15 protein-coding genes are annotated in these 19,484 nt (G+C 55.8%); 6 read left to right on the top strand and 9 right to left on the bottom strand.

Annotated elements, in window-relative coordinates:
* The first annotated feature begins 88 nt into the window (after positions 1–88).
* The 3 genes from KP708_RS00650 to KP708_RS00640 all read left to right on the top strand — a co-directional run bounded on the left by KP708_RS00650 (position 89) and on the right by KP708_RS00640 (position 4,697).
* Positions 89–637 (top strand): VOC family protein, encoded by a 549-nt coding sequence (locus KP708_RS00650; RefSeq protein WP_371823795.1) that lies wholly within the window; start codon positions 89–91, stop codon positions 635–637.
* Between the two features lie 3 nt (positions 638–640).
* The gene (locus KP708_RS00645) at positions 641–1,159 is read left to right on the top strand and encodes a cupin domain-containing protein (RefSeq protein ID WP_215749737.1); all 519 of its coding nucleotides are present in this window, start codon (positions 641–643) and stop codon (positions 1,157–1,159) included.
* Positions 1,160–1,466: 307 nt separating this feature from the next.
* A complete protein-coding gene (locus tag KP708_RS00640; protein ID WP_215749735.1) occupies positions 1,467–4,697 on the top strand; it encodes a TonB-dependent receptor in 3,231 nt (1,076 codons plus the stop codon).
* 407 nt (positions 4,698–5,104) lie between these two features.
* Here KP708_RS00640 and KP708_RS00635 read toward each other — a convergent pair whose 3' ends face one another.
* The 3 genes from KP708_RS00635 to KP708_RS00625 are packed head-to-tail and all read right to left on the bottom strand — an operon-like array spanning position 5,105 to position 7,581.
* Positions 5,105–6,340 (bottom strand): FAD/NAD(P)-binding oxidoreductase, encoded by a 1,236-nt coding sequence (locus tag KP708_RS00635; RefSeq protein ID WP_215749732.1) that lies wholly within the window; start codon positions 6,338–6,340, stop codon positions 5,105–5,107.
* A 39-nt stretch (positions 6,341–6,379) separates the two neighbouring features.
* Positions 6,380–7,333, bottom strand: a complete 954-nt coding sequence (locus tag KP708_RS00630) for a nucleoside hydrolase (RefSeq protein WP_215749729.1) — start codon at positions 7,331–7,333, stop codon at positions 6,380–6,382.
* Positions 7,330–7,581 carry a DUF3297 family protein gene (locus KP708_RS00625; RefSeq protein WP_215749727.1) on the bottom strand — a complete coding sequence of 84 codons (252 nt, stop codon included), beginning with the start codon at positions 7,579–7,581 and terminating at the stop codon, positions 7,330–7,332. The genes KP708_RS00630 and KP708_RS00625 overlap by 4 nt, the downstream gene beginning before the upstream one ends.
* A 132-nt stretch (positions 7,582–7,713) precedes the next feature.
* Between KP708_RS00625 and KP708_RS00620 the strand changes: the two genes are divergently transcribed.
* The 3 genes from KP708_RS00620 (at position 7,714) to KP708_RS00610 (ending at position 13,090) form a co-directional block, all read left to right on the top strand.
* Entirely contained in the window at positions 7,714–8,901 is a 1,188-nt protein-coding gene (locus KP708_RS00620) for a lipase family protein (RefSeq protein WP_215749725.1), read from the top strand.
* Positions 8,898–9,704, top strand: a complete 807-nt coding sequence (locus KP708_RS00615; RefSeq protein WP_215749722.1) for an SDR family oxidoreductase — start codon at positions 8,898–8,900, stop codon at positions 9,702–9,704. The genes KP708_RS00620 and KP708_RS00615 overlap by 4 nt, the downstream gene beginning before the upstream one ends.
* A gap of 80 nt (positions 9,705–9,784) precedes the next feature.
* Positions 9,785–13,090, top strand: a complete 3,306-nt coding sequence (locus KP708_RS00610; protein WP_252347322.1) for an efflux RND transporter permease subunit — start codon at positions 9,785–9,787, stop codon at positions 13,088–13,090.
* Between the two features lie 61 nt (positions 13,091–13,151).
* Here the strand turns inward: KP708_RS00610 and flgA are convergent, their stop codons facing one another.
* The 6 genes from flgA to KP708_RS00580 all read right to left on the bottom strand — a co-directional run bounded on the left by flgA (position 13,152) and on the right by KP708_RS00580 (position 19,408).
* Positions 13,152–14,108 carry a flagellar basal body P-ring formation chaperone FlgA gene (flgA, locus tag KP708_RS00605; RefSeq protein WP_371823794.1) on the bottom strand — a complete coding sequence of 319 codons (957 nt, stop codon included), beginning with the start codon at positions 14,106–14,108 and terminating at the stop codon, positions 13,152–13,154.
* 35 nt (positions 14,109–14,143) lie between these two features.
* Positions 14,144–14,935 carry a flagellar basal-body rod protein FlgG gene (gene flgG / locus KP708_RS00600; protein WP_046900475.1) on the bottom strand — a complete coding sequence of 264 codons (792 nt, stop codon included), beginning with the start codon at positions 14,933–14,935 and terminating at the stop codon, positions 14,144–14,146.
* Positions 14,936–14,968: 33 nt separating this feature from the next.
* Complete coding sequence (gene flgF / locus KP708_RS00595; protein WP_215749719.1) at positions 14,969–15,709, bottom strand: flagellar basal-body rod protein FlgF; 741 nt, start codon at positions 15,707–15,709, stop codon at positions 14,969–14,971.
* Positions 15,710–15,785: 76 nt separating this feature from the next.
* On the bottom strand, positions 15,786–16,973 hold the full coding sequence (locus KP708_RS00590) for a GNAT family N-acetyltransferase (protein WP_215749716.1): 1,188 nt from the start codon (positions 16,971–16,973) through the stop codon (positions 15,786–15,788).
* 126 nt (positions 16,974–17,099) lie between these two features.
* Positions 17,100–17,567: a RidA family protein gene (locus KP708_RS00585; RefSeq protein ID WP_215749714.1), complete on the bottom strand. Its 468-nt coding sequence runs from the start codon at positions 17,565–17,567 to the stop codon at positions 17,100–17,102.
* A gap of 65 nt (positions 17,568–17,632) precedes the next feature.
* Positions 17,633–19,408: a chloride channel protein gene (locus tag KP708_RS00580; RefSeq protein WP_215750102.1), complete on the bottom strand. Its 1,776-nt coding sequence runs from the start codon at positions 19,406–19,408 to the stop codon at positions 17,633–17,635.
* Positions 19,409–19,484: the final 76 nt, after the last annotated feature.

Raw genomic sequence — 19,484 nt, 5'->3', positions numbered from 1 at the left:
GACATAGTTCGTCACTAATGTGAACGGCTGACCGCAACCGTTCTTTAACTCACAGGTTGAGACCTTCATAACCATGAAGGATCTCTCCGTGAGTGCAGACCATTCAGGACTTCCGCGAGGTATCGACCATGTCGGTGTGACCGTACCCGACATCAACCTTGCCATCCGCTTTCTCGAAGCCGCACTGGGTGCAGTTGCGCTATACCGCAACGTTACTCACACCCAACCCCAACAGGGTCCGCAGACAGAGAAGATACTCGGGCTGCCAACCGGCAGTGTGGTCTGGGAGATGTGTATGATGTCTCTGGGGCATGGACCTGGGCTCGAACTCTTTGAAATTCATGGCCCAGACCAGAGACCGGCCGTCCGCGCCTGTGACTTCGGCGTACAGCACTTTGCCGTCTATGTTGACGATATTCATGCGGCCTGCACCCGCTTCACCAAAGCGGGTGGCGAACTTCTGACAGAGCCACAGGGGCAGCCTTCTCTCGAAGCTGGCCCTGGTAACATGTTCTGCTACGGCCGTGCGCCGTGGGGCATGATTATCGAGCTTCTGTCCACGCCCTCACGCAGCCGCTTTGACGATATCGCCCCAAAGCCTCGCTATCAGCCCCCAGCACGACATGAGGAACAATAAGCCATGCGCCCTATCTCTCTGCTTTTTGCTTTCGCTCTTGGCGTTACCGCATTTTATCACTCGGTTGAAGCTGCAGATCCTGCACCTCCCACGGCATATTACTGGCACAACTGGACGGACCATAATGGCGTCAGCCACATGACGCGCTGTCCGTTTCACAATTACATTCTGAAAACCATGTCCAAGCCAGCAGGCCCGCAATGGCAGGACCGCCTCAAGAGCGGACAGGCTCAGATCATCTCCACCGTGCAACCCCCACATTGGGATGGAAGCTGGCACCCTGACCCGAAAGTCCAGTGGATCATTCCTCTCAAAGGCACATGGTACGTTACCGCAATGGACGGAACACGTGTCGAGATGGGACCAGGGGATGTTTCTTTGGGTGAAGACCAAATGAGCCGTAAGGACTCACAAGGTCACATCGGGCATTTTGCAGGAAATGTCGGCGATGATGCTGTGACACTTATGGTCATTCAGACTAATGAACAGCCGACCACAGATCAGCCATGCCGGTTCAAATAAAACCTCCTTCCAACTGTACTGTCTTTTCCTACTCGCTCGGTATTGAATTTTTCTCAATCGTCACTTTTAAAAAATGAAAGAAAAAATACCGTAGACAAATTTACTTTTTTTGAAGTGTTCACCATTCAATAACAGATAAGCCATATTTTCGTTAAATACATAGTTTGAAATAAATGTGTTGTAATGGACACACCAAGAAAATCTCACTTCAAAACCTCATTGTTACCATTGCGCACAGGAGACATTTCCTTTCAGTTTTGTAATCGAAGATACATTGAGACATGAAACGAAGGGATATCTGCCAGCAATGAACACCTCTTTCCCCACGTTGGGCCGTCCGGGCTTTTCGTTGAAACCTTCCCGGACTTTTTTGAAAATCGCCTTGCTGGCTGGTATTTCCTACACAGCTCTCCCTGTTTCCGAGGCCTGTGCAGAGACGACGAAACACCTTTCTTCCGCGCAGAAGTCGGCTGCGAAAAAGGCGACAGCCCCCCATGCAACGGTTAAGGCCAAGCCTGCTGCAGTTGCTCCGGTGTCTGCGCCCTTCCAGACAATTACGAATACCAACCTGCAAGCCACAGCGTCACCTGCCGCTGAAGTCGTGACCGTCACCGGAACGCGTCTTTCCCAGACGCGCCTGACGAACGTTATGGCTGGCTCGACCGTTGATGCCGCACAGCTCCGTGCCCGTGGTTATACGGACATGGGCATTGCCCTGATGCGTGAAAACACTGCTTTCACGGTAGGTGACAACTCTCCAATCGGTTCACAGGGCAGCTTTGGTGCTGGCCAGTCGTTCGTTTCTCTTCTTGGCCTTGGCTCACAGCGCACCCTGACCCTAGTTGACGGCATGCGCATGGTCGGGGGGTCAACGGCCTCCAACTACGGTGCAGGTTCCGGTTCGCAGGTGGACGTCAGCGCAATCCCGACGTCTCTGATCAAGAAAGTCGATACCCGCCTTGGTGGTGCAGGTGCGGCTTATGGTGCCGATGCTGTTGCAGGCGTCGTGAACTATCAGCTCGACGATCATTTCAAAGGTGTTGATTTCAACGCTCAGGGTAACTGGACGCAAAAGCTGGATGCGCCACAGGAAAAGATCACGTTCAAGGCTGGTACAGACTTTGATCACGGCAAGGGCGGCGTCGTTTTTGACGTGGAATATCGCAATGCCGGCGGCATGGTCGCGAATGATCGTCCTTATACCAGAGGCAGCCTGTCAACCACGTACGCTCGACCTGCATACGATTCGAGCTCGCCTTACGCCCGCGTGCTGACGCCAGGCGTTCGTTTCCTGCAGAATTCGGTCACTGGTCTGCCGACCACAAGCGCCGTTTACGGCCAGCTTCCAGTTAAGGCGGGTAAAGCCGGATACGCTATTCCTAACGCTGCCGGACAGGCGCTGATGTTCAGCCCTAACGGCCAGTCTCTCGTGCCTATCACGTATAATTCTGCTGTGAAGGACGGACTTCGGGCCTCAGGCGGAAACGGCATTGCGCTGCAGGATTACAATCAGCTTTATGCGCCATCTGACAAGCTGAACCTGACCACGCTTGGCCACTATGATTTTACCGATCACCTGCATGCAACATGGCAGGGATGGTACGCCCGCGGAACAGCTTCTAGCCTGGTTGGTCAGGGTACCTGGAACACGCCTCAGTTCGATGACCCGCTGAGCCTCCAAAGCTATCAGACGAACACGGTCGTCAACGGTGCGTACAAACTCAGCACGAACAATCCTTACCTGACGCCCGCCGTTCGCGCGCAGATCGTCAATGCTCTTCAGGCGGCAGGAAAGCCGACGGATACGTTCTATCTGTCACGCTTGAACCAGGATCTTGACGCAGGCATGTATCGTACCACCATGCAGATGTTCCGCTTCCAGGGCGGCCTGAACGGTGATTTCGACACAGTTGGCCGTCATTTCGAGTGGTCTGTGAAGGGTGTGTACGGCAAGTACATGAACGACACCTGGGAACCGTCCATTGCAACCCAGAACCTGACCAATGCGCTGAATGCCACGACGGATGCCAGCGGCAATATCGTCTGCTCTCCAGGCTATACAAACTCTACGGCAGTCACACGGAGCTCCACCTGCTCGCCGTTGAACCCGTTTGGTTATAACCAGATGACGCCAGCCGCCCGCGACTACGTCATTTCGGACGCGCACAGCAAAAACACAAACGCGCAGCGCGATCTTCAGGCAGAAATTCACAGCACGGTTGCCCACCTGCCGGCTGGTGATATCCGCTGGGATCTTGGCTACGAGCATCGTCGTGAAGGCTACAACTTCAACCCAGGTAGCTTCTTCCAGGGTGAGCAGCAGGCAGACGGAACCTACAAGCAGTACGGCAACTCAACCGCCATCCCCATTACGTCAGGTGCCTATCACACGCATGAAGTTTTTGGTGAGCTGGATATTCCGCTTGTTTCCCCGAACATGCATGTCCCGGGCGTTTACAGCCTGTCCGCAACAGCAAACGGCCGCTTCATCAACAACAGCATGACCGGCAACTACTGGACGTACATGTTCGGTGGTGCATGGTGGCCAACGCAGGATTTCGGTCTGTCTGGGAACTATGCTCAGTCCGTTCGTAATCCGTCCGTCACCGAGCTTTTTGCGCCCCAGAGCACGACCTACAATACAGCAGAAGATCCCTGCTCCATCGAGTACATCACCTCTGGTCCTGCGCCTGCAACGAGAGCGGCCAATTGCGCAAAGGAAGGAATTCCCAAGGGCGGTTTCAGCTCGAACATCAATTATTACACAGCGCAGGGCAAATCAGGCGGCAACGCAAAGCTGCAGAACGAAACGTCTCACAGCTACACAGGCACGCTGGATTTCCATCCGCACTTCGTCCGTGGCCTCGACATGACGGCCTCTTTTGTTGATGTCAAAGTCAACAATGAGATCACATCCCTGAGTGTCGGCGATCTGATGAATGCCTGCTATGATTCAGGCTCTTACCCGAACAACGCATATTGCAACTCTTTCAAGCGTGATTCGGACCACCAGGTTGAGAGCTTCACGTCCGGCTATTTCAACATTGCCAACCAGCACATGCAGATCCTGCAGGCGAACATCGATTACTATGTGCCGCTGCAGCGCCTTGGCCTGCCGCAGTCTGCTGGCAACATCGAACTTCGTGGCAACTATTCTCACTACCTGCGCAATCAGCAGACGTATCTTGGCAGCACGTATGTCCTGAATGGTGATACGACGTCTCCGAACAATCTGTTCACGCTGGACTTCAACTATACGCGCGGCCCGATTTTCTTTCAGTGGCAGACCATTTACTATGGTAAGTCCAAGTATGCCCTGCAGGTTTCAGACTATACGTACGAGCATAACAACCGTCCGGGCTTTGCGTATTTTAACACGACGTTTGGCTATCAGATCACAAAGAACATTGATGCCAACTTCATGATCAATAACATTACCGGCGCACTTCCAAAGTATCCCGGCACGGTCAGCCTGACCCGTTATTACGATGCCATTATGGGACGGTCGTTCCAGCTGAACATCGGTGCACATTTCTGATCTTTCAATCTGGATGTGACACAAGAAGGAGGGGCCTCTGGCCCCTCTTTTTTTATGCTCAATGACGCTTCCTGAAGTCAGCAAACGTCACAAAATCTCCTTATTCCGGTGTGTAAAGGAACACTATTTCCGCTAGAGAGGTGCTTGCCAGCGCATTTTCGTTTCCAGTCGCGGTAATGCTTCACACCCATTCACCCCACGCTTTAATCCGGCCTTCAAGACTGGTAAAATTCTGCCGTTTTTTGATGATGTGAGTATCCACTTTTTAGTGGCGTATCTACGGAATGTTCCATCGCAACCAAATGACGGCACCCTTCGAACGTTCCTGCCTCGTCTGAACACATCCTGAAAAGGCAAAAATAAAGCCGGGAGGAACCCCCGGCTTCTTCTCGTGAAACACCTATAGATCAGGCGCTTTCTTTGACCTTGTGCTTGACCTTAACGTCATGCCCCTTGAGCATTCCATGCCAGTACAGGCGGGGGAAAACTTCGGTTTTCAGGAGCCAAGCAAAGCGGCTGGGTTTCCGCTGATCATACGGAAAGCTCGGAGCAACCTTCCCGCCATACAGGAACTCTGCCAACACGACTTTGCCGTAAGACACTGTCAGTGGGCAGGCACCATATCCATCATACGCCCCTGTTTGAGGGCGGCCGTCGAGAGAGGCCAGCAGGTTCGAGACCACAACGGGAGCCTGCTCGCGCGCTGCTGCAGCTGTCTTGGCGTTGCTGGTACCCAGAACATCTCCAGCGCCGAAAACAGTATCATACTTCACATGACGCAGACTTGTAGGGTCTACATCCAGCCAGCCAGCGGCATTGGCAAGGGGGCTTTTCTTGACGAAGTCCGGGGCGGACTGTGGCGGAACAACGTGCAGCATGTCGAATGACCGAACAACAGTTTCGTCCGTGCCAACAATCTGGAAGGTGGCTTCACGTTTCTCCCCATCGACCTTGATGAGGTTCTCTTTCTTATGAAGATTGACCCCATAAAAATCGATCTGCTTCTGGAGGGAAGGCACGTAGTATGCCACGCCAAACAGCGCGTCGCCCGCCATGCAGAAATCGACTTCCGTGCGATGAAGCGACCCTTCCTTGCGCCAGTGATCGCTCGCCAGATAGACAATTTTCTGTGGTGCTCCAGCACACTTGATGGGCATAGGAGGCTGTGTGAAGAGCGCCTTTCCACCATCAAGATGACGAATGCATTCCCACGTGTAGGCAGCCGTTTCACGGGAATAGTTGGACGTCACGCCATTACGGCCCAGCGTCTCGGGTAGTCCCTCGATTTTATCCCAGTCCAACTGAAGGCCGGGGCATACAACCAGCCGACGATATTCCACCATACGGCCACTTTCGAGCGTCACCGTGTTCGCGTCAGGATCGAAAGACACCACACTGTCTCGCAGCCAGGTCACGTCTTTCGGAATCAGGCCACCTTCCTGACGGAGCGTTTCCGCCAGCGTCATTACGCCGGCTCCAACCAGCGTCCAGCCCGGCTGATAGGCGTGCGTCGTAGACGGTTCGATGATGGCAATCGACAGGTTGGGTCGCTGATGTCGAAGCTGCGCTGCAATGGTGATGCCTGCAGCACCCCCACCAACGATGACGACGGAGAAGCGATCCTGCGGGTTGGAATCTGTCATGTTCGATGCTCCAGAGTCATGGGCTGACAAAAGAAGACCCTAAACCAGACGGGCCAGTCTTTCGGTAAGAAGAGTGTAAAACGCGTCGGAATCAATGTGATCAATCCATAACGCATTAGGGAGGCGATCGGTTACCTTCCAAAGATCGACAACGCTCTGTCCCAGACAAAGCGGTGCTTCAATCTCGATCTCGACGTTACATTCCCGTCCGGAGAACAGGCCCGGCCGCAGCAGCCAGCCAATCGTCAGCGGGTCATGGAGTGCACCGCCTTCCCATCCATATTTCAGCTTCTCAAAGCGGTCTTCAGCACCCAGCATCCGGACAACCATATCGCCCACAAGTGTTCCGAGCGCAGCAATGGGTGCCAGCCGCGCAGGCGTCGCAATGGCGCGATGGGTCACATCGAGGGGGAGCAGCGTGACAGGAATACCTGCACCCATCACGATTTTCGCAGCGTGGGGGTCAACGAAGAAGTTGAATTCCGCCGTTGGTGTAATGTTTCCACCTTCGCGCTGCGCACCACCCATTGCGACAATCCGGGAAATTCTGGGCGCAATATCCGGGGCGTGCGTCAGGGCGTGTGCAAGATTGGTCAGAGGACCCAGGCAAACCAGCGTAATAGCGCCTTTCGGCTCCTTCCGCAGCACATCGATCAGATGGGTAGCGGCGTCCATCGGCTGCTCACGGAGACGAGGGGTTGGCAGGTTAGCGCCCCCCATTCCGGTTTCACCATGCACGTATTCAGCACTGATCGGCGCCTTATGAAGAGGCCGTGCGGCACCGGCAAAAACCGGTACATCCTCGCGCCCTGCCAGTTCGAGCAGGGCGCAGGCGTTTTTCGTGGTCTGGGCGAGCGACACGTTGCCAGCAACGGTCATGATCGCTTCGACCTGCAGTTCTGGCGAGGCCAGCGCCAGCAGGATCGCCACGGCATCGTCCTGACCGGGATCCGTGTCGATAATAATCCGGCGGGGGCTGACCTGCGTCATCATGCGTCCTTTTCGTCGTCCTTGAACCAGGCTTCAACCGTCCCCGTGACCTTCAGCGTCATCGGACGGCCTTTGCGGTCCACGGCCTTGCCAACAGACAGACGTGCCCAGCCTTCGCTGATGCAGTATTCCTCAACATTGGTCTTCTCTTCGCCCTTGAGGCGAACACCAACGCCGCGATTCAGCACGCCTTCATTGTAGTATGGACTGTCCGGGCTGGCGCACAGGCGGTCGGGAGGGGTATCGCTCATAATCGGTTCCTTTCTGTCTTCTGTGGCATCTTCTGTAGCGCCGGATGGCCTCGCCTCCAAGTCAGGATGGCTCCCCGGAGACAACCGGCGCTGCTATGATGCGTTTTCCTCCTCAGGAGACCATGAGTTACCATGACATTCATTCGCTTCCGCCGAACGATGGGCGCTACACTTTTCAGCCTTACCTCTCTCGGTGCCGCCCTGTCCGGTTGTGCATCGCAGGATGACGGAGACTCCTATTCCGTCAGCGTCCCGGTGGCAGCGGGTCAGGCGATGCGTCTGGATCACATGATTTCTCATGTTCCAGGTCAGGCATGGCGTCTCACTTATCGCAGCGCAGATGCCCGTAATCCGAAGCAGCTTGTTCGGGTGTCAGCGGAAGTTTTGGTTCCCGCAGGCAAGCCGCCCGCTGGTGGGTGGCCTGTCTTGGCCTGGGCTCATGGAGAAAGTGGCCTGCATCTGACATGTGCGCCTTCTGTCATGGGCCTCGGGACTGTTCAGGAACGCTTTTATGGTCCCTGGCTGCGACAGGGCTTTGCCATTGTCGCCACAGACTATCCGGGGCTTGGGGAGCCCGGGGAGGCACTCCTTCTCAATGCCCGTTCAGAAGGGATGAGCGTCCTGGATTCTGTTCGAGCCGCTCATGAGCGCTTTCCCTCAATCTCGACGACAGTACTTCTCAGTGGCCATTCACAAGGAGCGCAGGCTGCTCTGGCAGCCTCTGCAATGGCGGCATCCTACGCGCCTCAATTGCATATTCTGGGAACGATCGCTGTTGCCCCGCCCTATCTGGATGCGCAGGGCGTTCAGGATCTTTTGCACCCTCGTAATCCGCACAATTTCTCACCAGCTGTTCCGGAACTCCTGTCTCTTGGCGCGTCTCTGGCTCAGGCTGACCCTTCCTTTGACGCCAACGCTGTCTTCACAAACCGGGCTCTGGCTTTGATGCACGACGCCGGAAGCACATGCAGTTCGGATTTCTTTCCGATGGCTCACCGTTCAGGCCTGACACCTGCCACTACACTCAAGCCTGGCGCCGATGCCGTATTGGCGCCAGCACTGAAATGGGCTGAATATCCGTCCCTGTCGCTTTCAACGCCTGTCATGATTGCAACGGGGGCGCAGGATCTGCACTCCTCCCCAACCGAGCAGCATCGTTTGGTAAATGCATTATGTGCCGCAGGAACCTCCGTCAGCCACACGACCTATGGCGGTGCCAGCCATAGTGGCACTCTTGCTGCGGTCACCACAGATGCTCATGGTTTCGCACGAACCCTCCTTGCAGGGCAGAAGCCTACGAACAACTGCCCCGCACAATGACGATCCTTATTACAGGAGCCGGTTCTGGAATTGGTCAGGGACTGGCACGGCGCCTTTCCCGGCCTGGGCAGTTCCTGTCTCTGGGCGATATCCATCCGGAAGGTCTGGCGCTCACCAAGTCCCAGTGTGAGCTCTTGGGCTCAACGGTTCACACGCGCACTCTAGACGTTCGAGACCGACCAGAAATGGAGGACTGGATCAAAAAGTCTGCACCCTCCAGACTGGACATGGTCTTTGCCTGCGCGGGCCTGACTGGCGGCCTTCCTCCTACCGCTGGGGATATTCCTTTGGTCGCGGAACGGGAACAGCACGCCAGAGCCATTTTCGAGACGAATCTGACAGGTGCCCTCAATACCGTTTTTCCAGCGATCGAGCAGATGCGTAGGCAGAAACCAGATCCAAATGGCCAGCGAGGCCGCATCTGTGTGATGTCTTCAGTCGCAAGCTTCGTCTCTTATCCCGGCACACCCTCTTATTCAGCGTCCAAAGCTGCAATTGATCGCTTTATTGTTGCCAGTGCGCCCAGTCTGGAGCGACAGGGCATTTCACTTACAAGCGTCTGTTGCGGTTTTGTGGAAACCCCGATGGTACAGGCCAATCGTTTTCCCATGCCGGGGCTGGTCTCCACGGACAAGGCCGTCCGTCGCATTTTACGTGGAACCCTGCGCGGTCAGAGGCGAATTATGTTTCCCTTCTGGCTGGGGTTAGGAGCGCGCCTGACGGACCTCTTGCCGCCGCGTCTGGCTGAACTTTATTATTGCAGGCAGCCTTCATCCCAACCAGGCGGAATGCCCGATTACTGACCAGTCTCACGGTACGAAAATGACTTTTCGTGTCCTAATAGTAATGACCAAAAGACCATAATCGGGGATAAGCTGTCGGCATGAATTTCTGCCGCTTTTTCATTGACCGCCCCGTCGCAACAATCCTGATGTCTCTTGCCATCTTCATGGCCGGGGTCATCTGCTATCCTCTTCTGCCTGTTGCGACGATGCCGGATGCCACCACGACCAACATCATGGTCGTGGCATCACAGCCGGGCGCGGACCCTCAGCAGATGGCAACCTCTGTCACGACCCCGCTGGAGCGGCGTCTCGGCTCCATTGCCGATGTGAAGAGTATTGAGTCTGACACGAGCCAGGGTCAGGCGCAGATTTTCATTGAGTTCTCGTCTTCCCGGAACATCGACGGTGCCCTGCGAGACGTACAGGCCGCTCTTCGGGCTGCCCGCAGCGATCTTCCCACTGGCACGCTCGACGATGATCCGCAGGCCTTCAAACTGGATGGCAGTGGTTTCCCGGTTTACCTGCTCAGTGTCACGACAGACCAGCTGACACAGGCCGAGCTCTATGATGTGGCCAATATTCAGGTCAAACCTTATCTGGCCAAGGTCAAAGGAGTAGGCCGTGTGGAAGTCGTTGGTTCATCGAACCCGGCCGTTCGCGTGGAGCTTAATCCGGGGCCTCTATATAAATGGGGCATCGGGCTTGAGAATATCCGCTCGGCGCTCGCCTCTGCCAATGCCTTCACGCCAAAGGGTTTCATCGACAGTCATGGCACGCGCATGCTGCTGTCGACCAATGATCAGGCCGTCAAAGCAAGCGAATACAGGGATCTGATCGTCGGGTACCGGAACGGACTGTATCCCGTTCGCCTCAAGGACGTCGCAAACGTCTATGATGGTGTGCAGGACGTTTATCAAACGAGCTACATCAATGGCCACCGGGCCATTACGCTCATCGTTTCCGGCCAGCCCCACGCCAACACCGTGGCGATCGTGGACGGGATCAACGCTAATCTGGACAAACTGCGAGAGGGTCTGCCGGGTAGCGTCAAACTGACTGTCGGCCTCGATACATCTCGCTCCGTTCGGGCGGCCCTTGATGATGCGAGAGACGCCCTCATCATTTCCGTCATTCTGGTGGTCTTGGTTATCCTGCTTTTCTTCCGCAGGGTCATGACCACCGTCATTCCGGCCGTCACTGTGCCGATTGCCCTGTCCGGCACGCTGGCCGCAATGGCCTACTTCAACTTCACTCTGGACGTTCTATCTCTGATGTCCCTGACGATCGCTGTCGGGTTCGTTGTCGATGATGCCATTGTGGTGCTTGAGAACATTGCGCGGCACATTGAAGATGGGATGGATCATTACGAAGCCAGCATTGTTGGCTCGTCGGAAATCGGCTTCACGGTCCTATCCATCAGCGCCTCGCTTGTTGCGGTGTTTATTCCTCTGCTGTTTTTGCCGGGTACTGCAGGCTCGATCATGTTCGAGTTCTGCATGACGATGATTTCAGCCATCGTGATTTCAATGTGGCTGTCCCTCACCCTGACGCCCATGATGTGCGCCCGCATGCTTGAAATTGATCATGGGACCGCTCCCCGTAAGGGTCTTACAGGCGCCATCGTGCGCTTTACTGAAGCGGGGCTGGATGGCCTCGTACGTCTTTACGCTCGCTCCATGCACTGGTGTCTGCGGCACACGATCCTTATGGGTCTGACCCTTCCCCTGAGTTTTATCCTGCTCGTGGGTTCAGTCATCGTCATGCCCAAGGAATTTATCCCTGAGCAGGATATTTCCCTGATTGGCAGTCGCATCCAAGGCGATGCGACCATGTCCTTTGATGAAATTGACCGCAGGCTGCGGGCTGTCGGTGCAATCGTGCAGCGGGACCCGGACGTAACATCCACGACTATTTTCAGTAACGATAAAAACTCCGGCCAGCTCTACCTGCATTTGAAGGAAAAAAGCGAGCGCGCTCCGGTAGCCACAGTGCTGGCCCGTATTCGCAAGGCTGTTCCCGTTGAACCGGGAGCAGACGTGATGTTCTGGAATGTCGGCGGCAATAGCCAAGGGGGAAGCAGCCAGAAGAACACCGGTGCTTACCGCTATGTTCTGCGCAGTGAAGATATTGCCAGCCTCACGGGCTATCTTCCCAAAATGCTTGGGGCGCTGCGGGCCTCAGGAAAGCTGGTCAACCTTTCTTCTGCGACAGAAAGCCAGTCCGTCGCCGCTTACGTCACGGTCCATCGCGATACGGAAGCGCGCTATGGCATCACACCGCAGCTGATCCAGAATGTTCTGTATGATTCCTACGGGCAGACCATCGTCTCCACGATCCACCTTCCCCTGACGACACACCGGGTCGTCATGGTTCTGGGCCCGCAGTATCGAACTGATCCCAACATGCTGCATCAGGTCTGGATTTCAACCTCTGCTGGCACAGCAGCGGGCGGTGTGGCGTCCAACCTGATTAGAGCCAAAGCCTCCGCCAGCGGGACTGAAAGCACGTTTGCATCTCTTGCAACGGCATCTATTCAGAACTCACTGGCCAACCAGATTTCCGGAAACAGTTCCAGCGGTGCCGCTGTATCGTCTTCGACAGAAAAGATGATTCCGCTTGAAAACGTGGCCTCAATTCTCTGGAAACAGCAGCCGCTCGATGTCACCCATCGTTCGGGGTACTATTCGACCGCTATTTCCTTCGATCTGGCGCCCGGCGTGACCTATGCTCAGGGCGTACAGCTCATTCAGGACACGCTGAAAAATACCCATGCTCCAGAAGGTGTTCTGGGCGAGTTCACGGGGACAGCGGGCGATACAACCAAAGTCATGATCAATGCACTGCTGGCGTTCGCAGCAGCCATTGCCGTCATGTATATTGTGCTTGGCATTCTGTATGAGAGCCTGATTCATCCCATCACCATTCTCTCCACGCTGCCCTCTGCCGGCATTGGCGCCATCATAGGGCTATGGTGTTTTGGAATGCCCTTCAGCGTAGTTGCTGTTATCGGCATCATCCTGCTGACAGGCATTGTGAAAAAGAACGCCATTCTGGTGATCGACTTTGCCATTCATGCAGAGCGCCATGATGGATTGTCGCCCAAGGATGCCATTTTCAAAGCATCCATCACGCGTTTCCGTCCAATTCTCATGACTTCTCTCGCTGCGGCCCTCGGTGCTGTGCCGCTTATCATCGGACATGGTTACGGGAGCGAGATGCGGGCCCCGCTGGGCGTCTCTGTGCTCGGAGGTATGATCGTAAGTCAGTTACTCACGCTTTATACTACTCCGATCGTCTATCTCTGGATGGATGCGATTGGAAAATGGGTCCGGCGAATGATGCTCCGCATTGGAAAGCTCTTCCAGCACCGCGCTATGCCCAACAGTGTGCAGAACCAGAGTTAAGCCAGACGAGCGGACTGCTGTTCATTTTGGAGCCTGAAATGTATCAGCGTTTCAGGCTTCTTTATAACGTCGGCAAGTTCACTGCTGCAGGACGGTTTCGGCTGTCAGCAGAAAGAGGGGCAATGCCCGGGATGACCTCTACTTCAGTTCGTCCGGTGACGCGCCCTGTCAAAACCATGTGGCTGTTGGCATTGTAGATATGAACAGTATCGCCTTTGCCGCCTGCCTCCAGAACAGTTCCTGACACTGTCAGGCGAACTCCCGGCAAAGTGTACGACAGAACCACGGGCGATCCCCGGCGCACTAATTGAGGGTGCACAAGTTGCGAGGATGCCAGAACCTGTCCCGCAGACAGACTGCCTCTTGCTTCCAGGCCAACTGCATCATCAATGGTCTGCAACGCGTCTTCAGGCACATCGGATGACCGGACCAAAGTAACACTCACATCTTCAGGCAGCACAGGCTGCCCCGGACGAAGCCCATGACGAAGCGTCACGGCCCGGACCTCCATGGTCACAGAGCCATTCACCGAAAAGGATGTTGCTTTCCCACCCGATCTGGATGGAACTTCCATACGAGCATTGAAATGGCCACCCCCTCGTGGTGGACGCTCCAGATGCAGAAGAATGGGAACCGTCTGCTCCTGCGCAGGAACTGGCACAGACCGAAAACCACTCAGGGTAATTTCAACATGAGCGTCCTGAGGCAAATCCAGCCCCTGACGCAAAACCGGTAGAATATCATCCTCCCCGATTAAACGTGTGGCCCTCGTCACCGTCGTAGAGACCAAGGGCGATGCATCTGGCCAGTCCACACTAAACTGTGCAGCAATCGCTGTCAGTTGCGGGCCACCTACAACATAATTCGCGCCGAGTGCAGGAGCGTCTCCGATATCGGCGTCCTGCGCTGACGTCAGGCCTGAAAACAGATCGGAAAGATGAACACGAGCATGATCGATACTGATATTCGTGCGGAGCGTGGCCGCATGGACGGAACCCGTTGCTACAGCTGAAAACACCAGCAGTCCGACTTGCCACCACCCTTCTTTCACGTTTAGCGGCCGCCAAGGTTGTTAAGCGTCTGCATCATGTCGTCTGCTGACGTAATGACCTTGCTGTTCATTTCGTACGCACGCTGCGCCGTAATGAGATCTGTAATTTCCGTCACAACATTGACGTTCGAGTTCTCAACATAGCCTTGCATGACACTGCCATAACCCGTTGTATTCGGGGTTCCGAGCATCGCATCGCCAGAAGCTGTGGTAGGCGTGAACAGGTTCTGGCCCATCGCGTCCAGGCCATTTTCATTCGTGAAGGTCGCCAGCTGGAGCTGACCGACAACAGTTGAATTGTTCTGCCCGGCGACGGTTACGCTGACCTGCCCGGACTGATCAATGCTGACACTCTGGGCATTATTGGGGATCGTGATGGTCGGGCTTAGCTGGTAGCCATCAGCTGTGACAAGCGATCCCGTATTGTCCATCGAGAAGGTACCATCTCGCGTGTAAGCCAACTGTCCGGAGGGGAGCTGGATCTGGAAGTATCCCTTGCCCTGCACGGCTAGATCCAGAGAGTTACTTGTCTGTTCAAGACTGCCCTGATCGTTAATGCGATAAATAGCGGCTGTTTTTACGCCCAGACCAACCTGTGCACCAGCAGGCACAGTCGTGCCTGTATCAGACGAACTCGTGCCGACCCGGCGGATATTCTGGTAGATGAGATCCTGGAACTCAGCACGAGACCGTTTGTATCCGGTCGTACTCATGTTCGCGATGTTGTTCGAAATAGTCTCAACGTTGGTCTGTTGGGCCTGCATGCCCGTTCCAGCGATATCGAGTGCACGCATGTGGCTTTAATCCTTGTCCCGTCAGGACGTCTGTCAGGCGGAGACCTGAACGATTTTATCGATGGCGTTCTGCTGACGTGTCGCCTCGGCGTTGACGAACTGCGCCATGAAATCGAAATTGCGCTGGATATCCATCATCTTCGTGACCTCGGACATCATCTGCACATTACTGCCCTCGACCATGCCTTGCAGGATCGAAGGCCTGTCCACGGCATCGGTTGGCTGGTCTGATCGGAGAAGATGACTGCCCTCAGCCTGGAGAGTGTTATTGTCCCGTGCAGTCACGATACCAATCTGCCCGGCTTCACCGGTTTCAGTGGTTATGACACCGTCCGAAGAAATGGTGAGTTGATGATCCGTTACTGGCAGCACGATGGGCTGCCCCTCCCGGTCCAGAAGGGCGTTACCACTTTCGTCAACTACCGTTCCGTCCTGCTGCTTCTCAAAACGGCCAGCGCGCGTCAGGCGCACACCGTTGGCGGTTTGCACCTGGAAATACCCCTCTCCACCCAAGGCAAGATCGAGCGGGTTTCCCGTCTGCTGCATGTCGCCCTGCTGAAAGTCACGATAGGTCGCGCGATCCTGAGTATAGGCCTGGGTCTCAGCGCCTGTGGGCTGGGTACTTCCGTGCTGCCGGGAAAGGTAGTCACTGAACAGAACGTTTTCGCGTTTGTAACCAACCGTAGAAGCATTGGACATGTTGTCTGCCACCACCGACATGGCGCGTTGCTGGGCATCCATGCGCGAAAGGGCAATATAGGTGCTGTTCTCCACGGCTGAAGCTCCGGCATTCCACTGTCATGGAGGAAGCTTAACTCTCAGACCCTTTCCCAATCGTTAACTGCACCCGTCAGGACGAGTCGTCCTGACGGTATGGAGAGCCTGCTGCCAGGGCTTCGGCTTCATCCAGAAGAGCGCTCCGCTCTTCCTCAAGAAAAGCCGCAACAGCTCTCCCCAGTCCCGGATCCAAAAAGGCGTGCGCCGAGCGCGTAAGAGCTGGCAGATAACCGCGCTGGATCTTGTGTTCCCCTTGCGCGCCAGCTTCCACACGGGTCAACCCATGGGCAATGGCAAAATCGATGGCCTGATAGTAGCACAGCTCAAAATGAAGAAAGGGCCACTCACCGTCACATCCCCAGTTCCGCCCGAAGAGAGTATCTTTCCCCATCAGATTCAGGGCCCCAGCCACAGGGCGACCTTCATGCTCCGCGAGCATCAGGACGACGCTGTTGCCCAAGCGCTCTGAAAGCATCGGGAAAAAGCTTTCAGACAGGTAAGCACTCCCCCATTTTCGATCGACCGTAGACTGATAGAATCGATAGAAGGCTTTCCAGTCCGCAGCGGAAATATCTGCGCCTTGCCTTGTCACGAAGGTAAGGCCAGCGGTCTGGGCTGTTTTGCGTTCCTTACGAATGGCCTTGCGCTTACGGGATGACAGGGCATTCAGGAAATCCTCGAAAGACGCGTATCCCTGATTTTGCCAGTGATACTGAATACCTAGGCGCTTGAGGTATCCGGAGCTTTCAAATGCCTCCATTGAGGCATCATCACAAAATGTCGCATGTACGGAGGACAGACCCAGTTGCCCGGCTGCTTGCATTAAAGCCGATGCCAGCGCTCGTGCGACGGCCTGTGGTTCCAACTGATCAGGCCGGACAAGAAGACGCGGACCTGGGACTGGGGAAAACGGAACCGCGCACTGGAACTTGGGATAATAGTGCCCTCCAGCAGCTTCATAGGCCCGGGCCCAGGACTGATCGAAGACGTATTCACCCATGGAGTGGGCTTTTCCATAGAGAGGAGCGAGCGCTACGATCGTTCCATTGGGAGCGCGTAGTGCAGCATGCCTGACAAGCCATCCGGTTCGGTCTGCGACGGATCCACTGTCTTCCAGAGCCGAAAGAAACCCGAAGGACACAAACGGATTTTCGTCGCCGGCGCATGCATTCCATTCAGCCGGGCCGATTTCATGGATGGACGCATGAAGCGTCAGCGTCCAATCAGTCGCTTCTGATGGCGGGGGAGTAGAGGCGCTCATGACGGCTGATCCTGCAAACGTACATAACCCATAGGGCAAACGTGTTGATCAGGCATGGAAAAGGCAACGTCTTACTGTCTTTTCCATGAATTTGGATGGGCAAGAAGCCCATCCAGTCCGGTGAAATTAGACGACTTCGAACAGGGCTTCCACTTCAACCGGTGCATTCACTGGCAGGCTTGGAACGCCAATTGTGGAGCGGGCATGACGACCTGTATCTCCGAAGACTTCAACCGCGAGATCAGACGCACCATTCATGACAACAGCATGTTCCGTGAATTCCGGTGTGCAGGCAATGAAACCACCGAGACGCACAACCCGCTTGATGCGGGACAGATCACCGCCCAGAGCGGCCTTGGCCTGGGAAATGACGTTGATGAGGCATGCGCGTGCACAGGCTACACCTGCATGATTGGAGACTTCGTCGCCCAGCTTGCCGGTAATGAGCAGCTTACCATCCACGAGAGGAAGCTGACCCGAAACGACCAGCAGATTGCCTGTCAGGACAGTCGTAACGTAATTCGCAACCGGTGCAGCAGCTTCCGGCAGTGTGATTTCAAGGGCGGCGAGACGATCTTCAGGGGTGTTGGACATGAGTGTTCTCCTGTGAATGGACTGTCATGTTGAAGCGCATAGACGTCGATGCCAAGGGTGAACCGTCACACGGCTGATCCCTCTTCGCCGGCAAGTGTTCGGCGACTGCGCTCAAGCTCTTCGGCATAGCGACGCAGAGCGTGCTGTTCCGTCAGGATACCAACCACCTGACGGGACTGAAGATCTTCCACGACAACGAGGGCATCGGCTTCTGCACGTTCGAACAGTTCCACGGCTTCCCGAACTGTCAGCAGAGGCGTCAACATGGCGTTTTCGAAATGGGCGAGGCTCTGAACGGCCGTTGAGGCCGCGGGAACGGCCTGGAGCTCTGCCACATTAACCATCCCCACATAGCGGCTGTCCCGATCCAACAGGACAACTCTCTGCGCGGAACCCAACGGAAAAAGAGCCTGTGCCCGGTTCAGGGGGGTGTCAGACGAGATGGTTCGCACCTGTCCGCGCATCATGCGCCGAACGTTCAGAGAGCGCATCCACCCGATATCCACGGCAGAGCGAATGGATTCACCACGCAGATGAAAGCGCCATGTGGCGAAGCTGTAGCCGAACAGACGCCTCACAGTGAGGAGCGACAAAACAGCGGCCACGAATGTTGCACCGCTCATGGAAATACTGCCGGTCAGTTCCAGAAGCAGACACACCATGGTCATGGGGCTGCCGATGATGGCCACGGCCATGGCGCTCATGCCAATCAGAGCACAAGCCGTCAAGGACACTGGCGCCAAGCCGATCCATTCAAGCAGCGCGCCATACACTGTCCCGGCAAGGCTCCCGAGGTACAGAGATGCAAAGAACAGGCCTCCGCGAAATCCGGAGCCGATGGAAATGCAGGAGGCCAGCGCTTTCAATATCAGCAGGCCGAGAGCCAGACGGGGCGTAATCCATCCCGCAAAAACCACTCGCATGGCGTCATGTCCCGCCGACAGGACTGATGGGTGAATGACTGCCAATCCACCAACCATCAGTCCGCCGACAGCAGGCTTCAGCCACACAGGGCCAGGGAGCTTGCGAAACACAACCTCGGTCTGTGTCACACAATACATGACGCCGATGGCGGTCAGAGCAGACAGAATGCTGATGACAACAACACTGACACTCCCATCCCACGTCAGGGTCCCCGGATCTGCAATCACAACCGCGGCAGGCATGTGACCAAACAGATGCGCCACACCCACACCGGCAAGAGCCGCAACAGCGACGGGTGACAGACTGACGAGAGAGTAAGAGCCGATCACGAGTTCAAAGGCGTAAAAAGCCCCCGCCACCGGCGCGTTGAATGCCGCACCGATCGCCGCACCAGCAGCCGCGCCCACCAGAACACGCAGATCTTCACGACGGACCCGGAAAGACTGGCCAATGCGGGACCCAAGAGCAGAGGCAATCTGTGTAAACCCTGCTTCGAGGCCGATTGAGCCCCCTATGCCATTGGACAGGATCGTTTGAAGCGCAACGATCGTGCTGTCTCGCACAGACATGCGACCACCATGCAGAGCATTGGCTTCAATGGGATCGACCGGACGGCGTGGCATAACTTTTGCAACCACCGCACCGAATATTCCAAGGACAAGGCCGCCCAGTGTCAGGACAAGGAGAAGACGCCATGGGGGGAGCCATGTCAGGCCGGAAAGGTGACCGTCCACAGTGTTACCGCGACCGAATAGTGCGCTGTGAAGAAACAGGGTGACGGTTGTAACAATCACAACACACAGCCCGGACAGTCCCCCGACCACGGCAGCCAGAACAGTCAGCCAGATCTCGTCAGCGCGCACCATCGCACGCAGCGTCACCGGAGCCTGGGTGGGGTGACGAACGAGCTCGCGCAGATGGCGACTCACGCGAAAACGCAATTCGTTACGGGTGGGACTGGTGGACAAGAGGTCTCCCCGGCGGCAGGTGTAG

Origin of the sequence: Gluconobacter sp. P5H9_a (genome assembly GCF_018812085.1) — a bacterium.
Lineage (GTDB): Bacteria > Pseudomonadota > Alphaproteobacteria > Acetobacterales > Acetobacteraceae > Gluconobacter.
The sequence above is the reverse complement of the archived record's forward strand: the minus strand, read 5'-3'. Positions and strand labels throughout refer to the sequence as shown.

Excerpts from the sequence above, each read along its gene's own strand:
- KP708_RS00645 (WP_215749737.1), top strand. The coding sequence starts at position 641 with ATGCGCCCTATCTCTCTGCTTTTTGCTTTCGCTCTTGGCGTTACCGCA.
- KP708_RS00640 (WP_215749735.1), top strand. The coding sequence starts at position 1,467 with ATGAACACCTCTTTCCCCACGTTGGGCCGTCCGGGCTTTTCGTTGAAA.
- KP708_RS00635 (WP_215749732.1), bottom strand. The coding sequence starts at position 6,340 with ATGACAGATTCCAACCCGCAGGATCGCTTCTCCGTCGTCATCGTTGGT.
- KP708_RS00630 (WP_215749729.1), bottom strand. The coding sequence starts at position 7,333 with ATGATGACGCAGGTCAGCCCCCGCCGGATTATTATCGACACGGATCCC.
- KP708_RS00625 (WP_215749727.1), bottom strand. The coding sequence starts at position 7,581 with ATGAGCGATACCCCTCCCGACCGCCTGTGCGCCAGCCCGGACAGTCCA.
- KP708_RS00620 (WP_215749725.1), top strand. The coding sequence starts at position 7,714 with ATGACATTCATTCGCTTCCGCCGAACGATGGGCGCTACACTTTTCAGC.
- KP708_RS00615 (WP_215749722.1), top strand. The coding sequence starts at position 8,898 with ATGACGATCCTTATTACAGGAGCCGGTTCTGGAATTGGTCAGGGACTG.
- KP708_RS00610 (WP_252347322.1), top strand. The coding sequence starts at position 9,785 with ATGAATTTCTGCCGCTTTTTCATTGACCGCCCCGTCGCAACAATCCTG.
- flgG (WP_046900475.1), bottom strand. The coding sequence starts at position 14,935 with ATGCGTGCACTCGATATCGCTGGAACGGGCATGCAGGCCCAACAGACC.
- KP708_RS00590 (WP_215749716.1), bottom strand. The coding sequence starts at position 16,973 with ATGAGCGCCTCTACTCCCCCGCCATCAGAAGCGACTGATTGGACGCTG.
- KP708_RS00585 (WP_215749714.1), bottom strand. The coding sequence starts at position 17,567 with ATGTCCAACACCCCTGAAGATCGTCTCGCCGCCCTTGAAATCACACTG.